Source organism: Streptomyces sp. NPDC015346 (genome assembly GCF_043078785.1).
In the GTDB taxonomy this organism is placed as follows: Bacteria; Actinomycetota; Actinomycetes; order Streptomycetales; family Streptomycetaceae; genus Streptomyces.
The window spans coordinates 72,299-92,332 of the sequence record NZ_JBIBTW010000008.1 but is presented as its reverse complement, the minus strand read 5'-3'; the positions used below and the strand labels follow the sequence as shown (position 1 = coordinate 92,332).

15 protein-coding genes and 1 pseudogene are annotated in these 20,034 nt (G+C 70.5%); 11 read left to right on the top strand and 5 right to left on the bottom strand.

The window, feature by feature from the left end; genetic code table 11:
* The first annotated feature begins 11 nt into the window (after positions 1–11).
* The 6 genes from ACF06X_RS26960 to ACF06X_RS26935 are packed head-to-tail and all read left to right on the top strand — an operon-like array spanning position 12 to position 7,200.
* Entirely contained in the window at positions 12–1,466 is a 1,455-nt protein-coding gene (locus tag ACF06X_RS26960) for a KamA family radical SAM protein (protein ID WP_392289874.1), read from the top strand.
* On the top strand, positions 1,463–2,536 hold the full coding sequence (locus ACF06X_RS26955; protein ID WP_392289873.1) for a RimK family alpha-L-glutamate ligase: 1,074 nt from the start codon (positions 1,463–1,465) through the stop codon (positions 2,534–2,536). The genes ACF06X_RS26960 and ACF06X_RS26955 overlap by 4 nt, the downstream gene beginning before the upstream one ends.
* Positions 2,537–2,541: 5 nt before the next feature.
* A complete protein-coding gene (locus tag ACF06X_RS26950) occupies positions 2,542–3,759 on the top strand; it encodes a phenylacetate--CoA ligase family protein (RefSeq protein ID WP_392290182.1) in 1,218 nt (405 codons plus the stop codon).
* Positions 3,756–5,057 carry an MFS transporter gene (locus ACF06X_RS26945; RefSeq protein WP_392289872.1) on the top strand — a complete coding sequence of 434 codons (1,302 nt, stop codon included), beginning with the start codon at positions 3,756–3,758 and terminating at the stop codon, positions 5,055–5,057. The genes ACF06X_RS26950 and ACF06X_RS26945 overlap by 4 nt, the downstream gene beginning before the upstream one ends.
* Positions 5,054–5,944, top strand: a complete 891-nt coding sequence (locus tag ACF06X_RS26940; RefSeq protein WP_392289871.1) for an SDR family NAD(P)-dependent oxidoreductase — start codon at positions 5,054–5,056, stop codon at positions 5,942–5,944. Before ACF06X_RS26945 ends, ACF06X_RS26940 begins: the two co-directional genes overlap by 4 nt.
* The gene (locus ACF06X_RS26935) at positions 5,944–7,200 is read left to right on the top strand and encodes a phenylacetate--CoA ligase family protein (protein ID WP_392289870.1); all 1,257 of its coding nucleotides are present in this window, start codon (positions 5,944–5,946) and stop codon (positions 7,198–7,200) included. Before ACF06X_RS26940 ends, ACF06X_RS26935 begins: the two co-directional genes overlap by 1 nt.
* Before the next feature lie 167 nt (positions 7,201–7,367).
* Here the strand turns inward: ACF06X_RS26935 and paaI are convergent, their stop codons facing one another.
* Complete coding sequence (gene paaI / locus ACF06X_RS26930) at positions 7,368–7,811, bottom strand: hydroxyphenylacetyl-CoA thioesterase PaaI (RefSeq protein WP_392289869.1); 444 nt, start codon at positions 7,809–7,811, stop codon at positions 7,368–7,370.
* Between the two features lie 224 nt (positions 7,812–8,035).
* On the opposite strand from paaI, the gene ACF06X_RS26925 reads away from it, so the two are divergent.
* The 5 genes and pseudogenes from ACF06X_RS26925 to ACF06X_RS26905 form a co-directional block, all read left to right on the top strand.
* On the top strand, positions 8,036–10,054 hold the full coding sequence (locus tag ACF06X_RS26925; protein WP_392289868.1) for a hypothetical protein: 2,019 nt from the start codon (positions 8,036–8,038) through the stop codon (positions 10,052–10,054).
* Complete coding sequence (locus ACF06X_RS26920) at positions 10,051–11,592, top strand: hypothetical protein (RefSeq protein ID WP_392289867.1); 1,542 nt, start codon at positions 10,051–10,053, stop codon at positions 11,590–11,592. The genes ACF06X_RS26925 and ACF06X_RS26920 overlap by 4 nt, the downstream gene beginning before the upstream one ends.
* 384 nt (positions 11,593–11,976) lie before the next feature.
* Positions 11,977–12,378, top strand: a complete 402-nt coding sequence (locus ACF06X_RS26915) for a hypothetical protein (RefSeq protein WP_392289866.1) — start codon at positions 11,977–11,979, stop codon at positions 12,376–12,378.
* Positions 12,379–12,690: 312 nt separating this feature from the next.
* Positions 12,691–13,503: a DUF6042 family protein gene (locus ACF06X_RS26910; protein ID WP_392289865.1), complete on the top strand. Its 813-nt coding sequence runs from the start codon at positions 12,691–12,693 to the stop codon at positions 13,501–13,503.
* Positions 13,504–13,523: 20 nt separating this feature from the next.
* Positions 13,524–13,975: pseudogene (locus ACF06X_RS26905) on the top strand (AAA family ATPase); the annotation flags it as partial.
* 152 nt (positions 13,976–14,127) lie between these two features.
* Here ACF06X_RS26905 and ACF06X_RS26900 read toward each other — a convergent pair.
* The 4 genes from ACF06X_RS26900 to ACF06X_RS26885 form a co-directional block, all read right to left on the bottom strand.
* Complete coding sequence (locus tag ACF06X_RS26900) at positions 14,128–17,646, bottom strand: CHAT domain-containing protein (RefSeq protein ID WP_392289864.1); 3,519 nt, start codon at positions 17,644–17,646, stop codon at positions 14,128–14,130.
* A gap of 3 nt (positions 17,647–17,649) precedes the next feature.
* Entirely contained in the window at positions 17,650–17,796 is a 147-nt protein-coding gene (locus tag ACF06X_RS26895) for a hypothetical protein (RefSeq protein ID WP_392289863.1), read from the bottom strand.
* Positions 17,796–18,446, bottom strand: a complete 651-nt coding sequence (locus tag ACF06X_RS26890; protein WP_392289862.1) for a DUF6338 family protein — start codon at positions 18,444–18,446, stop codon at positions 17,796–17,798. Before ACF06X_RS26890 ends, ACF06X_RS26895 begins: the two co-directional genes overlap by 1 nt.
* A gap of 674 nt (positions 18,447–19,120) precedes the next feature.
* Entirely contained in the window at positions 19,121–19,642 is a 522-nt protein-coding gene (locus ACF06X_RS26885) for an SMI1/KNR4 family protein (protein ID WP_392289861.1), read from the bottom strand.
* Positions 19,643–20,034 lie beyond the last annotated feature (392 nt).

The following is a 20,034-nucleotide window of genomic DNA, read 5'->3' as shown; positions in this document are numbered from 1 at the left end:
GGGGATCTCGGATGATCCGGCAGCCGTACCAGTACGCGCGGACCCCGCTGACCGAGCCGGACTGGCGACGGCTGCCGGGCTGGCGCCATGTCACGGAGCGCGAATGGCGGGACGTTCAGTGGCAGAGGGCCCACTGCGTGAAGAACATTCGTCAGCTGGGGACCGTCACCGGTGACCTGCTCACCGACGGCTTCTTCGACGATCTCGCCGCCGACCAGGCGGAGTTCGCCACGATGGCGATGCTGCTCACCCCGCAGATGCTCAACACCATGGCGCCCTGGGCCGCCGTCGAACCGGGAGCGTTCACCGAGGCGTTCCTCGCCGACCCGATCCGTCGGTACATGCTGCCGGTGCGCTCGGACCGGCACCCGCGGTGGCCGAGCCACCCGAAGGCCGGACGGGACTCGCTGCACGAGGCCGACATGTGGGTGGTGGAGGGTCTCACCCATCGCTACCCGAACAAGGTCCTGGCCGAGCTGGTCGCCACCTGCCCGCAGTACTGCGGGCACTGCACCCGGATGGACCTGGTCGGCACCTCCACCCCCCTGATCACCAAGGCCAGGCTCGCGCTCCGCCCACGGGACCGGCAGGAGCAGATGCTGGACTACCTGAAACGCACTCCGACCGTGCGCGACGTGGTCGTGTCCGGCGGAGACGTCGCCAATGTGCCCTGGCCACAGCTGGAGGCGTTCCTCATGCGGCTGCTGGACCTCGGTTCGGTACGTGACATCCGCCTGGCCAGCAAGGCCGTGGTGGGCCTGCCCCAGCACTGGCTCCGGCCCGAGGTGGTCGAAGGCGTGCGGCGGGTCGCCGCGGTCGCCGCGCGGCGCGCGGTCAACCTCGCGGTGCACACCCACGCCAACCACGTGCAGTCCGTCACCCCCCTGGTCGCCGAGGCGGCCAGGGCCCTCCTCGACGCGGGTGTCCGGGACGTCCGCAACCAGGGGGTGCTGATGCGCGGCGTCAACGCCACCCCCGAGGACCTGCTGGACCTGTGCTTCGCACTCCAGGGCGAAGCGAGCATCCTCCCGTACTACTTCTACCTCTGCGACCTGATACCCCACGCCGAACACTGGCGGACCCCCCTCCACCAGGCCCAGTGGCTCCAGGAGGCGATCATGGGGTACCTCCCCGGCTACGCGACCCCCCGGATCGTGTGCGACGTACCGCATGTCGGCAAGCGCTGGGTGCACCAGGCCGTGGCCTACGACCGCGAACGCGGCATCTCGTACTGGACGAAGAACTACCGCACCGAGCTCGAAGTCCGACAGTCACAGTCACAGTCACAGTCACAGCCACCCGACCCGGACCTCGAGGCCACGCTGGCCCGGCGCCACCCCCACTACGACCCGCTGGACACCCTTCCCGAGTCCGGTCGCCGCTGGTGGGCGGAGCGAACCCCTGCTCAGGACGGACGGACCGGCGCCCCGCACCCCCGACCCACCACACCCGAGGACACCCCGTGAATCCCTCATCGGCCCGCCCCGCCACCGGCCCGCTGCGCCGGATGTGCTGGATCTTCCCCGACCGGGAGTCGACCCGGATGACCGAGACATGGCATGCCATGTTCTGGGACCTCTACGCGGAGGTCGCCGAGGACCTGGGCATGAGGTGGACCCGGCATTCCCCCGACGCGGTGACGGTGGACTGCACGGACCCCCGACGCCCCCGGGTCTACGTGGACGACGAACCGGTCACACCCCGTGACACGCTCTTCATCACCGCGCTCTACTCGCTGCCCTACCAGCAGATGGACGTCTTCAACCAGTACGCGCTCTGCGCGGTGCTGCAACAGGCCGGGTTCTACCTGCCTTTTCCTCCCGAGACCTCACTCATCGGCAACGACAAGCTGGCCACCCTGCTCCACCTCGGCGGCTCGCCGATCCCCCCGATCCCGACCGTCCGTATCGGCACCGGGCGCGATGTGAGCAGGCACCTATACGAGGTAGCCCTCGGGAACATGACCTATCCGGCCATCGTCAAGCCGGCCGGCTGGTGCGGCGGCGGCGGTATCAACCTGGCGCGGAGCGCGGGGGAGATCCGGGGCCTGGCCAGCCTCGCCCAGGGCGGGGACACCACGCTCGTGGTCCAGCCGTACCTCGGCGACGGCACGGTCGACTTCCGCGTCTACGTGATCGACGGCACCGCCCACACGGTCCTGAAGCGGACCCCGCAACCCGGCTCGGCGGTGGCGAACGCGAGCCACGGCGGCATCCTGGAGTTCGCTCCGGTCCCCGAGGAACTGGCCAAGGCCGCCGCCTACTTCGCCGAACGGCTGCCCATCCCCTTCTTCTGCGTCGACTTCCTTCACGACGGACAGCGGTTCTGGTTCTCCGAGCTGGAGCCCGACGGCGTCATACCCCAGGTCCCCGGAGATCCGGACCGGACGATCCAACGAGACGTGACCCGGGCCCGGTTCGCGGCCTACCGGGACGCCCACGCCAGGCACATCGCCGGGCACAGCGCCGGGCACAGCGTCAGGCACATCGGCGGGGGCGGAGCGCGCCCGTTCACCTCACCGACGGAAACGAGTTGACCACGATGTTCTCGCTCACCCCGGAGGCGGCCGAGCCGCGGCTGTCGGTCCCCCGCAGGACTCTGGAGCGTCTGCGGCAGGTCCCCGAACTGGCGCCCCGCTACCGCGACGTCGCGGACATCCGCTCCCTCGGCGGCATCGCCGCGCTCCCACCGCTGCTCAAGGACGACCTCAACCTCGCCCTGACACACCTGCGACCGCGCGCCGAGCACGGCGCCACCTGGCTCTTCCAGAGCGGCGGCAGCACCGGCGCGCCCAAACTGGGGCACGCGCCCACCGGCTTCTACATGTCCGGAGTCCATGCCCACTGGCAACCGCTGGACCGCGACGACGTCTTCGTCAACGCCTGGGGAGCCGGCCGCATGTGGGGCGCCCACTTCCTGGCCGCCGCCCTGGCCGACCTCTCGGGCTGCCAGGTGATCTCGCTGGGCTCGGTCACCAAGGACGAGTACCCCGAGTGGCTGGCCTTCTTCGCGGCACGCGAGGTGACGGCGATCGGCGGCACACCGAGCGTGCTGAGACTCTGGTTCGCCCACGCCCGGGCCGCCAACCTCAAACTGCCGGATCTGCGCAAGGTCCTCTGGCTCGGCGAGGCCTGGCAGCCGCAGCTGGAGGAGGACATGGCCGCGGTCGCGCCGGCGGCCCGGCGGTGGGGCATGTTCGGAAGCACCGAGACCTGGGTGGTCGGGACCAACACGCCCGACTGCCCGGCGGACACCTTCCACACCCTCCCCGACCAACTGGTCCACGTGGGGGAGCAGCAGCTCCTGGACTTCACCACACTCAACCCGGAGATGCTCAACCCGGTGCTGCGCTACCGGACCGGGGACGCGGGACGACTCGTGGCCTGCCCGTGCGGCCGACCCGGGCGGGCCATGCGGGTGCTCGGCCGCCGCGACAGTGTGGTCCAGGTCCGGGGCCTGGGTCTGCACATCGACGAGGTGATCCATCGCGTGGAAGGGGAGCCGGGCGTCTCACGCGCCCAGGTGGTGATCTACGAGACAGGCGGACGCGCCGGTGCCGTGGAGGTGCTCCTGCTGACCGCGCCGGGCGCGGCGGTGGACGTCGAGCGGCTGCGCAAGGAACTCCTGGCCGAGACCTTCACCCTGAGCACCGCCTTCCAGCACGATCCGGAGAACTTCCGCGTGCGCCCCGTCGCCGACCTGATCAGCAACGAGCGGACCGGCAAGACCGCCGGCCTCGTGGTGCGGGAGGGACGGTGAAGCCCTGGCGGCCGGTGTCCCTGGGCCCCGAGTTCAACCGCTTCTGGGTCGGCCAGTCGGTGAGCACCGTCGGTGACCGCATCACCGTCTTCGTGGTACCGACCGTGATGATCTTCGCCCTGGACGCCTCCGCCTTCCAGGTGGGCATCGTGGCCATGGCCCAGTACCTGGGCATCCCTCTCCTCGGCCCGCTCGCCGGAGTCCTGGTCGACCGGTGGGACAACCGCCGCACCCTGCTCGTCTGCGACCTCGCCCGGCTGGCGGCGGTGGCCGTCATTCCCCTGGCGTACTGGCAGGGCTGGCTCTCCACCCCGCTGCTGTTCGCCTGCGTGGCGGTGATCAGCGGCGCCACGATCTTCTTCACCATCGGCTACCTGGTCGCCGTGCCCGCCGTGGTGCCCAAGGACCACCTGGTCCGCGCCTACTCCCGCCTGGAAGGCAGCCGCTCGGTCTCCGAGGTCTCCGGCCCGTCCCTGGCCGCCGGCCTCTACGGCGCGCTGGGCGTCGCCGCCCTGGTCGTCGACGCCGCCAGCTACCTGATCTCCGCCCTGAGCATCCGGTCCATGCGGCCCTGGGGCGAGCGGGCCGTGGCCGACGGATCGGTCTGGCGGCGGCTGACGGTGGGCTTCCGGCTGAACTGGTCCGACCCGGTGCTGCGCCGGGTGGTGGTGGCCGCCGTGACGCTCAACTGCGGCGGCCCCGTCTTCGTCACCGTGCTCCCCATCCTCGCCTACCAGGGACTCGGCGTCTCCGTCGGGGTCTTCGGCGCCGCCATGTCCATAGCGGCGGTCGGCGCCCTGGTCGGCGCGGCGCTGGCCCCGAAGGCGAGTGAACGGCTGGGCGGCGGGCGGATGCTGGCCTGGTCGCTGCTGCTGCACTGTCTGGTCGGCCTCGGCGTGCTGGCGGCGCCCGCCCTCCCGGCCGGTGCCGTGATCGCCGTGACCATGGGCTGTTACGGCTTCTTCATGTCCTGTATCAACGTGTGCAGCGCGCCCATCCGGCAGTCCCGGATGTCCGTCCAGAACCAGGGCGTGATGCACGCGGCCTTCCGGACCGCCACCTGGGGTGTGATCCCTCTGGCCGCCCTGGCCGGAGGCCTGGCGGTCAGCCTGCTCACCGGCCCGCTCGGAATACTGGACGCGGCCCGGGTCACCATGGCCGGCGGCACGCTGCTCGCGGCCTGCTCCTTCCTGCCGGCGCTGCGGATCCAGCGCCTGCTGGACGCGGCCGAACGGCAACAGGCACCGGAGGCGGACGGCGGAAACGCCGAACCGGCTCTGGCCGAGGGCACCTCATGACCGCGGCGCGCCAGGTCGTCATGGTGACCGGAACCTCCTCCGGCATCGGACTGGCCACGGCGATCGCCGCGGCGCGGGCCGGCTTCGTCACCGTCGCCACCCTGCGCGACCCCGCCCGTGCCGGGGCGCTCCAGGAGGCGGCGGACCGGGCCGGGGTCCCGCTGGACATCCGCAGACTGGAGGTCACCGACCCCGACTCCGTCGCCCGCTGCGTCGAGGGCGTGCACCGGACGTACGGACGACTGGACGCCGTGGTCAACAACGCCGGCATCTCCAATTTCGACCCGACCCTGGAGATGTCCACCACGGAAGCACTGCGGGCCAACCTGGAGGTGAACTTCTTCGGGGTGGTCGAGGTGAGCCGGGCCGCGATGCCGCTGCTCCGCGCCGCCCAGGGCCGCCTTCTCACCATCGGCAGCGTCCACGGGATCGTCGGGCAGCCCTTCAACGAGGCCTACTGCGCGGCCAAGTTCGCCGTCGAAGGGTTCATGGAGAGCCTGGCCCCGGTGGCGGAGGCACACGGGGTGAAGGTGTCCGTGGTGGTCCCCGGCTTCGTCAGGGACACCTCGTTCGGGATCTTCCCCGACGTCAACCGCAAGACCATCGAGGCCGCCTCCGGCCCTTACGCCTCCACCTTCGCCGACTACATCAACTGGGTCGTCAACCACGGGTGGGAGGGCGCGGGGCAGGACGCGTCCGAGGTGGCGGAGGTCGTGGTGCGGACGCTGCGGGCCGAGCGACCGGCCTTCCGTGTCCCCACCAACGCCTGGGCGGCCACCTACCTCGAGAACAAGCTGACCGACCGTGACGGCTCCGTCGTGCAGGGACTCGCACGTACCTGGATCGGGTGCCGGCAGGAATCCGACGACACACATCAGGAGACGTAGTGCCCGCCAAATCCATTCAAGAACTCGTCGACTTCGTCCGCACCCACTCGCCCTTCTACGCGGAGGCGTACCGGGACGTACCGCGGACGGTCTCGCACCTCACCCAGCTCCCCGTCATCGACCACACGGAGTTCTGGACGGCGAACACGTGGCCGGACAACCGGGTACTGACCGGACCCCTGACCGATGCCGGGGTCTACAAGACCGGGGGCACCACCGGCGTCCCCAAGCTGTCGGTCTGGTCACGGTCGGAACACGCCGACTCGGTCACCGCGTTCGGCGCCGGCATCGTGCGGGCCGGGCTCAAGCCGGGCCACCGGGTGGCCAACCTCTTCTGGGCCGGCGAGCTGTACGGCGGCATGCTCTACATCGAACACGCCCTGCACGCCGCCCCCGTGGAGAACGTCCGGCTGCCGGTCGGTGCCGGCGCCCCCAACGAATTCGTCGCCGATCTGATCGGCGACTTCGGCGTGAACGTCCTCGCCGGAGTCCCGATGAAGCTGGCCGCCGTGGCCGAATGCCTCGTCCGCCGCGACCGGACCGCCGACTCGGTGGAACTGCTGCTCTTCGGCGGTGACCTGCTCTTCACCGACCTGCGGCCGATCCTGCTGCGGGCCTTCCCCAAGGCGGCGATCGCCTCGGTCGGTTACGCGTCCATCGACGCCGGGCTCGTCGGGCGGCCCGTACCCGGCGACGACGTACGGGTGCACGAGGCGTTCCCGCACCGAACGGTGGTGGAACTCGTGGACGACGTCACCGGCGAGCCGATCACCACACCGGGGGTGCCCGGCCGAGTCCTGGTCACCAACCTGTTCCGTACCCTCATGCCGGTCATCAGGTTTCCGACGGGCGACCGCGGCGAGTGGGTCGATTCCGAGTGCCGGCGGTTCCGTCTCCTCGGCCGGTCCTTGGAGGGGGGACGTGTCGGCACGGTCGCGATGCCGATCGAGGACGTCCGCGCGGTGCTCGTGGAGGCGGACCCGGACCGGTACATCGCCGGCATGCAGATGGTGCAGCGCCGCTGGGACGGACGCGACGGCCTGATCCTGCGCCTGGGGTACGTCGAAGAGCCCCCGGCGGACCTGAGCGCCAGGCTCGTCGAGGCGGTCTACGCGGCCCGGCCCCTCTTCCCGGCGGAGGTCGCGGACGGCGCCATCCACGAGCTGGGCATCGAGTGGGTGCCGCGGTCGGAGCTGGTCACCAACCCGCGAACGGGCAAACTCCAGCAGGTGGTGGACGAGCGTCCGGCCACCTGACCGGGCGGACCCCGGCAGCCGCACACGAGGCAGGCCGGCTGCCGGGCCGCCCGCGCCGCGCGGCGGCCCCGCGAACCGGTCGCCCCGATCGCTCGCCGGCCGACAGGCGGACCCGTACGGCTCGCGGCCCGCTGATGGCGGCTGCCGGGCCCGCCCGGGCACGCCCGTCAGTCACGCGGTGGACGCGCCCTGCCGCTGAGCATCACGCTCTGTCCACGGAACTCCGCGACGACCGTTCCGTCCGACCGGCGGACCGTCACGTCGTAGACCCCGTTGCGGCCCGAACGCGTCCGCTCCACGGCCTCGGCGAGCAGCTCGTCGCCCACGGCGGCCGGCAGCAGGAAGGTGACCTGTGCGGACTGCGCCACGGTGACCGGCCCGTAGCCGTTGCAGGCATAGGCGAATGCCGCGTCGGCGAAGAGGAACAGAAACCCCCCGTGGGCCATGCCATGGCCGTTCACCATGTCCTCGCCCACCCGCATGCTCATCAGAGCCCGGCCCGGTGCGACCTCCACCAGGGCGATGCCCAGGCTCCGGCACGTGCGGTCCCGCTCGTACAGCTCCGCGATCCCGGCCGGTGCGTCGACCGGCACGCCGGTGTGCACGCCCACGACTTCGCCCCTCCCTCGTGACCGGGCCGAACGGGCCCGAGCGCTACGCGTCCGCATTAGACCGACCACGGCCGACAGCTGTCAACGAGGGAACGCCGCGGGGCCGTTGGAGCGATGCCCGCGGCTCCGCCGAGAAACCCGAGACACACCCAACCCCTCTGCCGAACAGGCTCGTGTCAGGTAAGTTCCCTCTGTGCACGCTGAGTTGATCTCATGATGCGCAGGTGACAGGGGGAGGCGCGAACGCCATGGGCGGGAGGCTGTACGGTCAGCAGGCCCTGCAGGAGGGATTCGTCCCTCGGCTGGTGGGACTGCATCACAAGGACGGGTACCTGGTCCCCTTCGCCTATCCCAAGGGCGCGCCCGTCGTACGCATCCTCGGCGGACGGGGAAGCGGCAAGACCGCACTGCTGGGCGCCGTCCATGACGCGTACAACGGCAGGGTGCCACTCGCCCAAGTCGATCTCGAGGCTCCGGGGTTCGGCGAGCCCGGAGTCGCCGATGGCGACGGCGACGTTCCCAACGCCTCGCGCGTCACCCACCTCCTGTATCTCCTCGCGTACAAACTCGGCCTGGACGTACGGCACTTCGGTAGGCCGATGACTTTCCCGCGGCTGTCGCTCGGCCTTCTCGTCGTCACCGCCTGGCGCCCGCTGAACACCTCGGAGACCGAGACCGATGTGCGACCGCCCGACCTGCGCCGGGCGGAAGCGGATCTGCGCACGCTCATCACCGCCGAGGACCCCGACGTGCGCCGCCGCAGGGAGAGCCTCGGCCGCTGGTTCGACCTCGTCACGGACAACCTCCCGCTGGTGCTGTCCGCCGTCCCCGGCCTCGACACCATCGCCGGGATCGTCCTCGACGCCGCCCGGGCGCAGCTCGTCAAAGGCGAACCGGACAAGGGCGCGCTCGCCTGGTGGGGCGCACGGCTGCACGGCTCCCAGGGCTACCAAGGCGACTCGCTGCAGCGGCTCTTCCAGTTCGTCCGCGGCTTCCGCAGACTCGACGACCGCAGACGCACGGCCGAGGAACACCTCGTCGCCGCCCTCCTCGATGACATCGACGCCAACTACGGCACACTGCGCCGCCTCAACAAGAAGCCCCGACCGCTGCTGCTCCTCGACAACGCCCACACCGACGTCGGGCGCGCCTTCCTCGACCTGCTCGACACCGGACACGGCGACGCGCAGGGCAAGTCCCCGACACGGCCGGTGACCCTTGCCACCCTGCTCGGCAGGGGCGACGGGTACCCGTCGCTCACCGAGGTCGGCGGCGACGCCGTACCGCAGGCCCGGCCCCTGGTGCTGCGCGTCCCGGACATCGAGCCGACCCACATCGCGGAGATGCTCAGCCCCGTCGACTACCCCGACCACCTGCCCCGCGTCGTCGCCCGCTACAGCGGCGGCCGCGCGGCGAGCGCCCGCATCCTGGCGGACGCCGCCGCACGCCGTGTCGAGGAGGTGGGCACGATACGCGGCGGGGAACTCCTCGACGAGGCCGCGCCGACGCTCCTCGCCAAGCTGCTGCCCGATCCGGTGATGCGCGAGCGCCTGGTACTGCTGTCCGCCGCGGCCGACGCGGGCACCCGGCGCGGACTGTGGACCTTCGCCCATCCCGAGGACCACTCCGAGGAGCTGGTCGCCGTCCGCGTCCGTGAGGCCGACGATTACCGCAGCCGCTCCTGTCTCGACGGCGACCGTGCTCTCGATCTGCTGCTCCGGCATCGCCTCGCCGCCACCGTCACCCACGAGCGCTGGCGCGACACCCAGCTGCGCCTGCGCTCCCTGTGCGACCCACGTAGTGACACGTATCTGCACCACACGCTCGCCCTGGGCCGGGTCGAGGAGGTGGTCAGCGTCCTGCACCACCGGTTCACCGTCGCCCCGCCCACCGAGTGGCTGACCTCGCTCAACCTGATCTGCGCCGCACCCCATCCCCGCGAGGGCTACGAGCCCCCGGCCGGGAACCCCGCCCTGTCGTGCACCGCCTGCGGCAGCGACGCCCCCGGCCCGCACCACGATGCCGTCGCCTCCCTCGTGCCCCTGCTGTGGCGGCTGTCCGACCCGCTCACCCTCGCCCCGCGTGAGGACGAGCTGACCACCGTCCGCATCGCGCTGGAGACGCTGTACGGCAACAAAGCCGCACACGCCGCCTACCGCGAGGCGTCCGCCGCCTGGCCGGCCCGCCTGCGGGCCGGAGCACAGGCTCCCGACCTGCCCGTCCAGGAAGGTGCTGCGTCATGACGTCGTTCATCAGAAGACTCCCCGGCGGACCGCTCACCAAGGCCGCCGCCCTCGTCGTCGCCCTGGCCGTGCTCGGCGCCGCCGTATGGACCGGCATGGTCCTCTTCGGACCGGATCCCGCCTGCGCCAAGGGCGTCGAGGAACGCGGCCCCGAAGGCGCCCGGGAATGCACGGGCGTCACCGACGGCGGTTTCGTCTTCGCGGACAACCTCAAGGAAGTCAGCGCACGGATCAAGGCGGAGAACGAGCGCATCAAGGGCGAACCGCACGTCTCCATCGCCGTGATGCTGCCGATGGCACCGGCGCAGGCCTTCGAACAGGAGAAGACACTCCACGAGGTGCAGGGAGCCTACCTCGCGCAGTACCGCGCCAACCACGACTCCAACAGCAAGAAGCCGGCGATACGGCTCCTGCTCGCCAACCCCGGTCGCAGCCACGCGCATTGGCGGCCCGTCGCCGAACAGCTCGGCACCATGTCTCAGTCCACGACCGACAACCTCCGGGTCGTGATCGGCTTCGACGTCTCCACCACCACCACCCAGGCCGCCATCGCCTACCTCACCCGCGAGCGCGGCATTCCCGTCGTCGGTGGCCCCATCACCGCCGACGACTCGGGCAACAGCCCTCAGCGGCCGGACGCGTATCCGGGGCTCGCCCGGGTCGTGCCCACCACCACCGACCAGGCCAAGGCCCTCTCCCACTTCAACCAGGGCATCGACCCCAAGCACACCCTGGTCGTCGAGGACATCCGCACCGGCGACAACTACGTCGACGCCCTCAAGCGGGCCTTCGCCGAACGGACCCTCGGATCGCCCCGGGCGCCGGAGCAGTACCGCGCGCCCGAGGAGTTCCACGAGGAGGGCACCACCGCCAACGCCTTCGACCAGATGGTCGACACCATCTGCACCTCGGCGGCCAAGGTCATCTACTTCGCCGGACGCCCCGTCCAGCTACGGCAGTTCGTCAACGAACTGGGCAACCGGGGCTGCACCGAGAAGAAGTACACCGTCATCACCGGCTCCGGCGCTTCGACACTCTCCTCGGACAAGCTCCTGGACTGGAACGCCTTCCGCAAGGGAGTGACCCTCCAGTACGCCGCTGTCGCCCACCCCGACGCCTGGACCGGCCCCAAGGCGCCCGCCACCGGCGGTTCCGCCGCCGCCTTCCGTGCCCTGTCCGACCTCGCGACCAGCAAGGAGGTCGGAAACATCGGCCCGGTGGAACTCACCGACTCGCGGACCATCACGTTCTACGACGCCGGTCTCACCGCGGTCACCGCCATCCGGATGCGCGATGACGGCGACCCCGTCATCCCCACGCTCGGCCGCATCAGCGACTCGTGGCTGCGACTGCACGGCATGGGCAAGGTCGACGGCGCGAGCGGCTGGATCTGCCTGGACAACTACGGCAACCCCTACAACAAGGCGGTCTCCGTCGTGGAACTGGCACCCGACGCACCCGGCCGCATCCGCTTCGTCGGCCTCGCCTGGCCAACGGGCCGCCCCACACCCGCGGACTGCACCGCGAGCCGTGCCTGACCGCCCGTAGCCGATGGCATCGCCGTGTCACGGTGGAGACGGCGGCGGTCCGTGGCCGTCCATCGGCTCCTCCCACAGCCCCTCGGCGTCAAGCACGGAGGCCTCGACCACCCGTGCCTCAGCGACGAGGTCTGGGTGGCAGTTGCAGGCCAAGGAAGGGCGGGGTAGCCGTTCTCCTCGCCGAACTGCCGCACCCGCTCGATGCCGCCCAGGGAAGCCTGCGGGAGTGACTCGTTCGCCCGGATGATCAGCGTTGCTTCCTCGCCACCCATGGCATCGAGCAAACGGTACCGCGCCTTGTCCAGCGTTCTTGGCTGAAGGACTCAGGTGTGGCTGAGTACCTGCGCTCTGGTCGCCTTTGCGGTGAGCCGGAACGCTTGGGCCATGCGACAAAGACTACTGAGACTCGCTCCCCAGCTGGTGATCCCCGTACTGGCTCTGGTGGCGCTGACCGCGTGGGCGGCCTGGCTGGGCTGGGACCAGCATCGTGACGTGCAACCTGATGGATCCACGACCGGCCCCTACGAGGCGTGGCAGGTGATCGGGCTCGTACTGAGTCTCCTGGCACCGGTGTACTGGGCGGCATCCCGGCGCTACGTCGCCGGTGCTGTGCTCGGCACCAGCGCCGGTCTGACCGTTGCCGCCTACTACGACTGGTCGGACGACGCCAGCGGCCTCTTCGTGATCGGCGTGGGGACGGTCATGGTGGGCAGTCTCATCGTGACCGCCGTCGTCTCCGCCGTGATCGCCTCTGCGACACGAGGACGCCCCGACCGTCGCCGCTGAGCAGGGAGGAGTGGCAGACGCTGGGCGATGGATGCGCTGGACACCCCGGACGGCGACCGGCTGTACCGGATGCAGTCGGCGCCGGCCCGGCGACGGAAGGCGGAGTGTGAGGCCGCCGATCGGGAGGTGCGGCGGAGCCGGTGAGCACCGGCCGCGGGACGAAGTTCGCGGGTGGGTGTTCTGCGCGGTCTCCTACGCGAGCAACCGCACGTCGCCCCCGACCGTCAAGCCTGGGTCGGACGCACGTGAAAACGTGCCGCGCCTCAGTGCGTACGCTGCGAGCGTCCGGCCGTTTTCGAGGAAGAGCCGCGGATGACTGAGAACCCGTCTGTACCTGGCCCGCGCCGGGACATGGCGATGCACAACGACTGGTGGGTGTCGGGATGGGACCACGTCCTGCCCCGCCAGGGCTTCCCACTGACCATGCTGATCGGGACCGCGAGCCAGTCCGGCTTCACCGGCTCTCTGGACGACCTGCTGCAGGAGATCTTCGGCGGCCACTGGGCCATGATCGGCGGCGATCTCGATGGTGCGCTCACGTTCTCGTGGCCCGACGAGGAGTGGGACTACGAGGGAGCGCCGGAGGGCCGAGAGGCGTGTGAGGCGAGCCGCTGGGAGAAGTTCGGCGCCATGCTGACGGCCGCCGGCTTCCCGGTACCCAAGACGGTGCGGGACCTGTCCGAGCTCTACCTGACGTGGGGCCTGGCCAGCCGCGAGGAATCCCCGGAGGGCACCCGGTGGTCGATGCCCGCCGCGCTGCCGCTGCCCGGCGACGTGCTGCCTCTGGACGCCGAACTCACCGAGCGGCTTGACCGGATCCGTTGGACGATGCGCACCGGCCCGCTCGTCAACACCGTCATCAACCACCTGGTCGACGATCTGGGTGAACCGCAGGAGGTCCTCACCTCCCTGGACCGGCTGGCGGCCGCAACCGGCCAGGACGCCGACGACGTCCGCCTCGCCCTCGCGGAGCTCGCCGAGTCCGGGGACGCCCGGGTGTACCGCGGCCAGGAGCCCGCCGACGCCGAACGCCTGGAGGCGCACCAGCGCTTCCGCCTGGTCGTGGACTGGGAGCACTTCCACGAGACCCGGATGCGGCTGAGCATCGCGGGCGACGACGAGTGACGCAGAGTGTGCCGACCACGGTGGGAACGCAGGACACGCGTCTGATCGTGGTCCGGGGCAACAGCGCCTCGGGGAAGTCGTCCGTCGCGGCCGGACTGCGCGAGCAGTTCGGCCGCAACCTCGCGATCGTCGGCCAGGACAACCTGCGCCGAACCGTGCTGCGCGAACGCGACCGCCCGGCGGCGCCAACATCGGCCTGATCGACCTCACCGCCCGCTACGCCCTGGACAACGGCTTCCACGTCGTCGTGGAAGGCATCCTGTACGCCGACGGCTACGGCACGATGCTCCAGAACCTGGTGAGCGCACACCGTGGCGTCTCACGCTGCTACTACCTCCACGTGCCCTCCACCGAGATGCTGCTGCGGCACGCGACGAAACCCGGTGCCGAGTACCTGAAGCACGTCACCGAAAACCACGTGCGCGACTGGTACCGGGAGAAGGACCTGTTGCCCGATGCCCTGGCGGCGGTCCGCAGCTCGTTCAGCGGCTCATCGGGTCCGAGATCAAGAATGAGCCCACGGCCTGACACAAAGGGGAGCTATGAGCGGGTGCCGATGACAGCTACCGACGAAGCCGGCCGGTCGGCTGCGGATCAACCTCCGATACGACGGAGTGCGCCTCATCAGGCGCCCGCGTGGACGTACGCGGCCCACACCGACGGCAGGTTCGGATACTTCGTCCTGAGCTGCCTGACCGCGCGATGGACCGCCGCCGACGCGCACAACGCGCCGGATCGATCCGCGCTCAACTCGCCGTAGATCTGCTGACTGAAAGCCGGCGCTACGACGTCGTCGACGCGCCAGAGTGTGCCGACCACCTGGGAGAACCCGGCTATCTGAAAAGCCGCCAACGGGTGGATCGCCTCGTCGGACAGGCGCGCGGTGGTGCGGGCCGTGTCGCACGCCGACAGGAACGCGAACTCCGCGTTCCGCAGGCGTAGTCGGGAAAGGTCCAGCACCCGAAACGGCGCGCGGTCGTGGTCGTGCAGCGCGAGGTGGCTGTCCGAAGGGTTGTCCGGGTCGCTGTACCCGTGGCAGGCGAAGTGCGCCCAGCCACTGGTCGGCAAGGCGTCGAGAACGGCGTCACGAGTCGCGTCCGCGCCGACGAGGACCGTGGCGCCGGGTATGAGAGCGGCCAGGTGGTCGGCTTCGGCCTGCGCGCCAGGCAGGTCCGGGGCGTCCGGAGTGTGCGGCATCGCGACCACCAGCAGCCGCGGCTCGTTCCGGTCGTCGCGGCGGCCCGCCCGGGCGTGGCCCAGAGCGCGGATCGTCGGCGTCGTCGAGGAGACGACGCGGTCCAGGAGCACAGGTCCGCCGTCGCGGTGGTGGCCCGCCGCGTGCAGGGGGAGCAGGCTGAGCGACCCGACCGGGGCCCACCAGATCCTTGGCCACGGACCATCCGCCGCCGGTTTCGCCGTCAGCCCCAGTTCGTCGAGCACAGGGCCCACGACGGTGTCCCACAGCCACTCGAGCGTGTCATGGATCGCCTGCTCGGCGGCCAGCCGCCCCTCTGTGAACGCGGTGTGCAGAGCGCGTACGCGGTGACTCACGGTCTCTTCGCTCAGCCGGTCCAGCGCGCGTGACCGGACCCCGTCCGGAGTGATGATCAGCGCGTCACACCGGTGCCGGCTGACGTTGACGTACACGATCGGGCCCTCGTGTGCCTGCGCGGTGAGGTCGGTGAGCAACGGGGGCCGTAGGAACCGCTCCATCCCGGGCAGCGCGCGGATCCGGTCGGTCACCGCGTCGAGCTCGTCGGCGAGGGCCACGCGGTCGCGCGCGGTGTCGGTTTCGAACTCCGCGGTAAGCGTCCGGAAGCGTTCGGCCAGCTCGGGCGCCCGCTCGCGCAGGTCGGAAAGATCGCCGCGGCTGTCGAGTGCCTGGGCCGCGAGCACGCAGCGTCCGGATTCGAGCAGGGTCACCGCGCTCACCTCGTCGCCGGCGGCCAGCGCGCACGCGGCCGCGTCGGCGGCGACCCCGGCGAACCGGCCAAGCCAGTACTGGGCGTCCTCGCGGCCCAGGCGGCGCCCGGCGAGCCGGGGCAGCAGCCGGACCGCGGCGGCGTACCCCTCGGCGGCCACGTCGAACTGCCCGGCCTCGGCGGCCAGAGCGCCCCACCGGTCCGCCGCTTCCGCCCGGCTCTCCGTCGGCGATCCGGCAGACGCCGCGGCCTCCCGGTAGCGGCCGAGCGCCTCGGTCAGCGCGTCGCCGTCGCCGAGGTGCCGGAAGCCGAGCGCCAGGACGTTGGCGACGAGGGTCAGCAAACCCGCCCGGGAATAGGCGTCCTGCCCGGTCCTCCGCGCCGCACTCCGAGCCAGGCCGATCGCCTCGGCGAGGAGTTGCGGATCCGGCGGCTCCCGTCGCGAGTCGGCGGGTGCGGCGGGGTTCGTGCACCAGTCGCCCAGCGCGGCGGCCAGGCTCGCGGTGTACCCGGGCCAGTGCGGGCTGTCCTGCGGAGTCGCGGCCACGGACGCGCGACGCGCGGCGATCGCGTCCCGCAACGCGTTCTGGTCGCCGAACTTCTCGTACGCCATCTCCAGCACACCGCCGAGATTGGCGAGCCGCACGGCGCGGCCCGGGTCGTCGTCCGCCGTCACATCCGCGGCCGCGCGGTGCGCGGCGATCGCCTCGTCGAGCACGCTCGCCTCGCCCGTCCTGGTGAACCAGTCGGACAGCACGGCGCCAAGGTTGGAGAGCCGCTGGGCCTGCTCGGCGACCAGGCTCGCGCCGAGGCGGACGGACTCCCGCGCACGGTCGACCGCCTCCGACAACACCTGCAGCTCGCCGGTCACCCGGAACCGGTTGTGCAGTACGACGGCGAGGATCCCGAGGGAACGCGGGTGGTCGCCCCGCCCGGCCGTGGCCTCAACGGCACGGCGGGCGACGTCGATCGCGTCCATGACGTGGGCCAGGTCTCCGGTCGCGCGGAACAACGCGTTCAGGTTGACGGCGAGGTTGCCCATGAACTGGACCCGCAGCGGTTGGCCCGCCGGCGTGCACGCGACCGCCTCCCGCTCGATGCTGACGGCCTCCGCGAGCGCGGCGTGGTCCCCGAACTCTTCACCGCGGGTGGCCAGCGCCGTGGCGAAGTGGTCCAGCCGCACACCCCGACGGGGGTGCCCGGCGGGGGTCGCCGCCGCCGCCGAACGCCCGAGCTCGATCGCCCGGTCGAGCAGGGCCGAGTCCCGGGTGTGTTTGAACTTGGCGGCGTACCGGCCGCACACTTCGGCTTCGGTATCGGCAGGTTCCCAGCCACGGTTCGATTGCGGGCGCTCGCCGGTGAGCGCGGCCCAGTCTCGTTCCGTGGTCGTCAGCTCGGAGAGGTTCTGCGAGTGCCGTGGATCGGTGACCGGGGTGTGGGCCATCAGCGTCTGCCGGACCCGAAGCAGTTCGGCCAGATCATCTCGCGCTCCGCGAGCCCGGTAGCGGTCGTCGAGAAGGTACGCGAGGTTCTTCAACCGGTCGAGCACGTCGGGCGACCCGGCCGGCGTGAGCTCCACCGCTCGCCGCGCGGCGTCGACGGCTTCCTCCACGACACCAGTCTCCCCGGTCTCATGGGACCAGTCGCGCAGGACGACGGCGAGGAAGTGCAGACTCCTGGCGGTGGACACGTCATCGGGGGAGCATGCGACGGCGGCCCGCGCGTGCTCGGCGGCTTCAGCCAGACGGGCGAGGTCGTGCGTCACGGTGAACGCCGTCCGCAGCGCGACAACGAGGTTACCCAGGTAGAACGCCTTCTGCGTGGACGGTTCTTCGTCGACGGCCGTCCGGCTCCAGTCCAGCGCGTCGGCCAGGGTTCCGCGGTCCTGGTTCTGCCGGAACGCGGTGTGCAGCAGCATGCCGATGTTGTTGGCGTAACCCGCTGAATCCTCCGGGTTTCCGTACGCCAGGAGGTAGGCCTCCGTGACTGCCCGGACGGCCTCCTGCAGAAGCGCGAAGTCGCCGGTCTGGTGGTAGCGGGTCTGCAGCAGGCCTCCGAGATTCGACAGGACCGAGCGGCGCTCGGCCACGTCCTCGGCGGCCAGCAGGGCATGGCCGAGGTCGATCGCCTTCTCGACCGACGCGGGGTCCGCGCTGTGCTGGGCCACGTTGAACGCCTCCCAGAACCGCTCGGCCAGGTCGTTCGCGGACCCGTCACCCACGCGTCAGTCCTGCTGGCCGTTCGAGGTGCCGGCCGGGCCGCCGGGCGCCTCGTCCGGCTCGGCGACCGTGCGTTTCGGGGTGTAGCCGCGTTCCACGGCCTCCTGCAGCAGTGCCACCTCTTCGGGCGAGAGCTCGGGTTCGTGCGCCATTATCGCTCCTCCTCCGGCACGGCCGCCGGTTCTCCGGCTTCGACGAACTCCAGCACGTCGAAGTCTTCCGCCCGCAGCAGCAGGCCCGCCGTCCCGTGCACGCGAGCGCCGAACGACCCGTCGGCACCCATCACGCGCGCCGATTCGAGGTACAGCTCGGCCGGGTGGGGGTACGAGGAGGCGTACGACCGGTCGCCGTACCAGCCGCCCGCCCAGTTGCCGTCCTTGAGCCGCATGCGCACGAAGCACGGTTCGCGGTCGCGGAACGCGTGGTCCCAGGCGCTGGGCGTGCGCAGGAACCGAGCCTTGCGCCGCTGCCGATCCACCAGGGAAACGGTCACCGCCGCCACGGCCGGCACGACGAGGAACAGCACCACGGCGACGAAGCCGACCACTCGCGGCCGCTCCGCGAAGCCGTCCCAGCCTTCGCCGCTGCCTCGAACCAGGCGAACCAGCGCCGGCCCCGCCACCACGGCGTACAGGGCGTCCAGCGCGATCGACGCGACGATCGCCCGCAGCACCCGCTCACCCAGATCACGCTCACCGGGCACCGGCCCACGGCGGCGTTCCCGGACGAACTGATAGGTGACCCCCGGGAGCACCAGAAGGACGAGCAGAGCGAGCTGCACGACGGTCGCAGGCGCCTGCACTCCCCACCCCCCCCAAGTCTCACGGACTCCGTTCGATCAGGCTACTGGCTTGCGTCTCTGGGCGCGAACGACGGGGCGAAACCGGTCAGTTGGGGCCGTCGCCCGGTGAGTGTTGATCACCTCTCCTCGGCACCGCGCTGAAGATCGCCGAGCAGACCAGCAAGCGGGCGGCCCGCGGTCAGGACCTTCTGCCTGAAGCCGGTGACGCGCATCCGGTGCCCGTACTGCCCCCGGACTCGCCATCGTTTACCAGGCCGCACTTCATCTTGCTGCCACACTCATCTGGACCCGGCGCTGAACGAGGCGTCCGAAGGGTTCGTCAGGCCAGGGCACATGGCGACGAGCCAGTTCTGCTCTCCGCCAAAGACGCCAGCCAGGTGGTCGTGGCTGTCGATCGCCTCAGAGACGCCCCGGATCTCGATCCTGTCCGACCACGCGTCCAGGTTCGGCCGAACCACTCCGGCAGCCCGCACGGCTCGCTTACCGCCTTCCATAAGTCGTTGAGTGACTCGATCAGCCGACCGCACAGGTCAACGATCAGTCCGCTGTCCGTCATCGCAGCAGACCGCTGAATCCCGCGATGCGATCAAAAACGTGGCCCAAGTGGTCACGGGCAAATCTTCACGCGGTGGTATCTCCTGTCACCAGGGCAGGAGATACCACCGCGTTTATTTTCAGGGCAGGCATTCGTAGAACGGGCCGTCAGGCGCGAAGTTTCGAGAACACAACGTCACGTCCCTGCCCTTGAGATAAGCCAGCAACCACGCACTGAACGTCATCTCGTAGAGAGTCCAGGCCGGACTGTCGAACTCCTGGACCAGGACGCTCCAGGGCGACGAGGGGTTGCCGGGAATGCGAAGGAAAACTGCCTCGCCGGTCGTGGCCGACGCCACCGGAATCAGTTCCCCGGGGTTCGCGCCCACCGGATTCGGCAGGAACTCCGCCATGTCCTCCTCGCGCCAGAGCTCGAGATCCCCCCTGATGTTTTCTCCCAGACTGTGCACAAGATGGCCGGCCGGGTGCTGCAGATACAACTGCCTGTTGATCTCGATCGAACCGTAGGCGTCCACGATCTCACGGAAGTCCGCAGGAAATTCGATACCGAGCTCCCGCTCAAGTTCGATCCATGGAGCCGGATCCGACCAGTTGAACCGGGGTTCGCCCAACAGGGCTGTGATCTCTGGAAGCGTTGCCACCACTAGATTCCTTCTAGTACATCGAGCGGATGCATGTCTTGGAGTTGACCGCAGTACAGGAGAAAGTCTCCTCGGCCCCCTGGAGTCCGTACATGGGCATCCCCACCTGAACGGTGGCAGGAGCGGCCAAGTAAGGGTCTCCATACACAAGCACGACCTACCCAGCCCCCCACGAGTCACTGACCGCTCAAGGAAACAGGCTCTAGCCGCCAGCGCGCAGGAGCCGCGAAGTCACGTGTCGGCCTTCGGCTACGCGTACGAGCCGGGCCCGGCCTTCGACCCGTCGGAGGACCGGGCACAGCCTGCCGGTCGCCGCGATTGAGCGTGAAGCGACCTGGTACGGCTCATGGGCGCGATCACGGCCGACTGCTCCCTCGCCTTGCCCGACACCC

Bases quoted from the DNA above. Each gene is read 5' to 3' on its own strand.
- ACF06X_RS26960 (WP_392289874.1), top strand. From the start codon at position 12: ATGATCCGGCAGCCGTACCAGTACGCGCGGACCCCGCTGACCGAGCCG.
- ACF06X_RS26950 (WP_392290182.1), top strand. From the start codon at position 2,542: ATGTTCTCGCTCACCCCGGAGGCGGCCGAGCCGCGGCTGTCGGTCCCC.
- ACF06X_RS26940 (WP_392289871.1), top strand. From the start codon at position 5,054: ATGACCGCGGCGCGCCAGGTCGTCATGGTGACCGGAACCTCCTCCGGC.
- ACF06X_RS26920 (WP_392289867.1), top strand. From the start codon at position 10,051: ATGACGTCGTTCATCAGAAGACTCCCCGGCGGACCGCTCACCAAGGCC.
- ACF06X_RS26915 (WP_392289866.1), top strand. From the start codon at position 11,977: ATGCGACAAAGACTACTGAGACTCGCTCCCCAGCTGGTGATCCCCGTA.
- ACF06X_RS26910 (WP_392289865.1), top strand. From the start codon at position 12,691: ATGACTGAGAACCCGTCTGTACCTGGCCCGCGCCGGGACATGGCGATG.
- ACF06X_RS26895 (WP_392289863.1), bottom strand. From the start codon at position 17,796: ATGGCGCACGAACCCGAGCTCTCGCCCGAAGAGGTGGCACTGCTGCAG.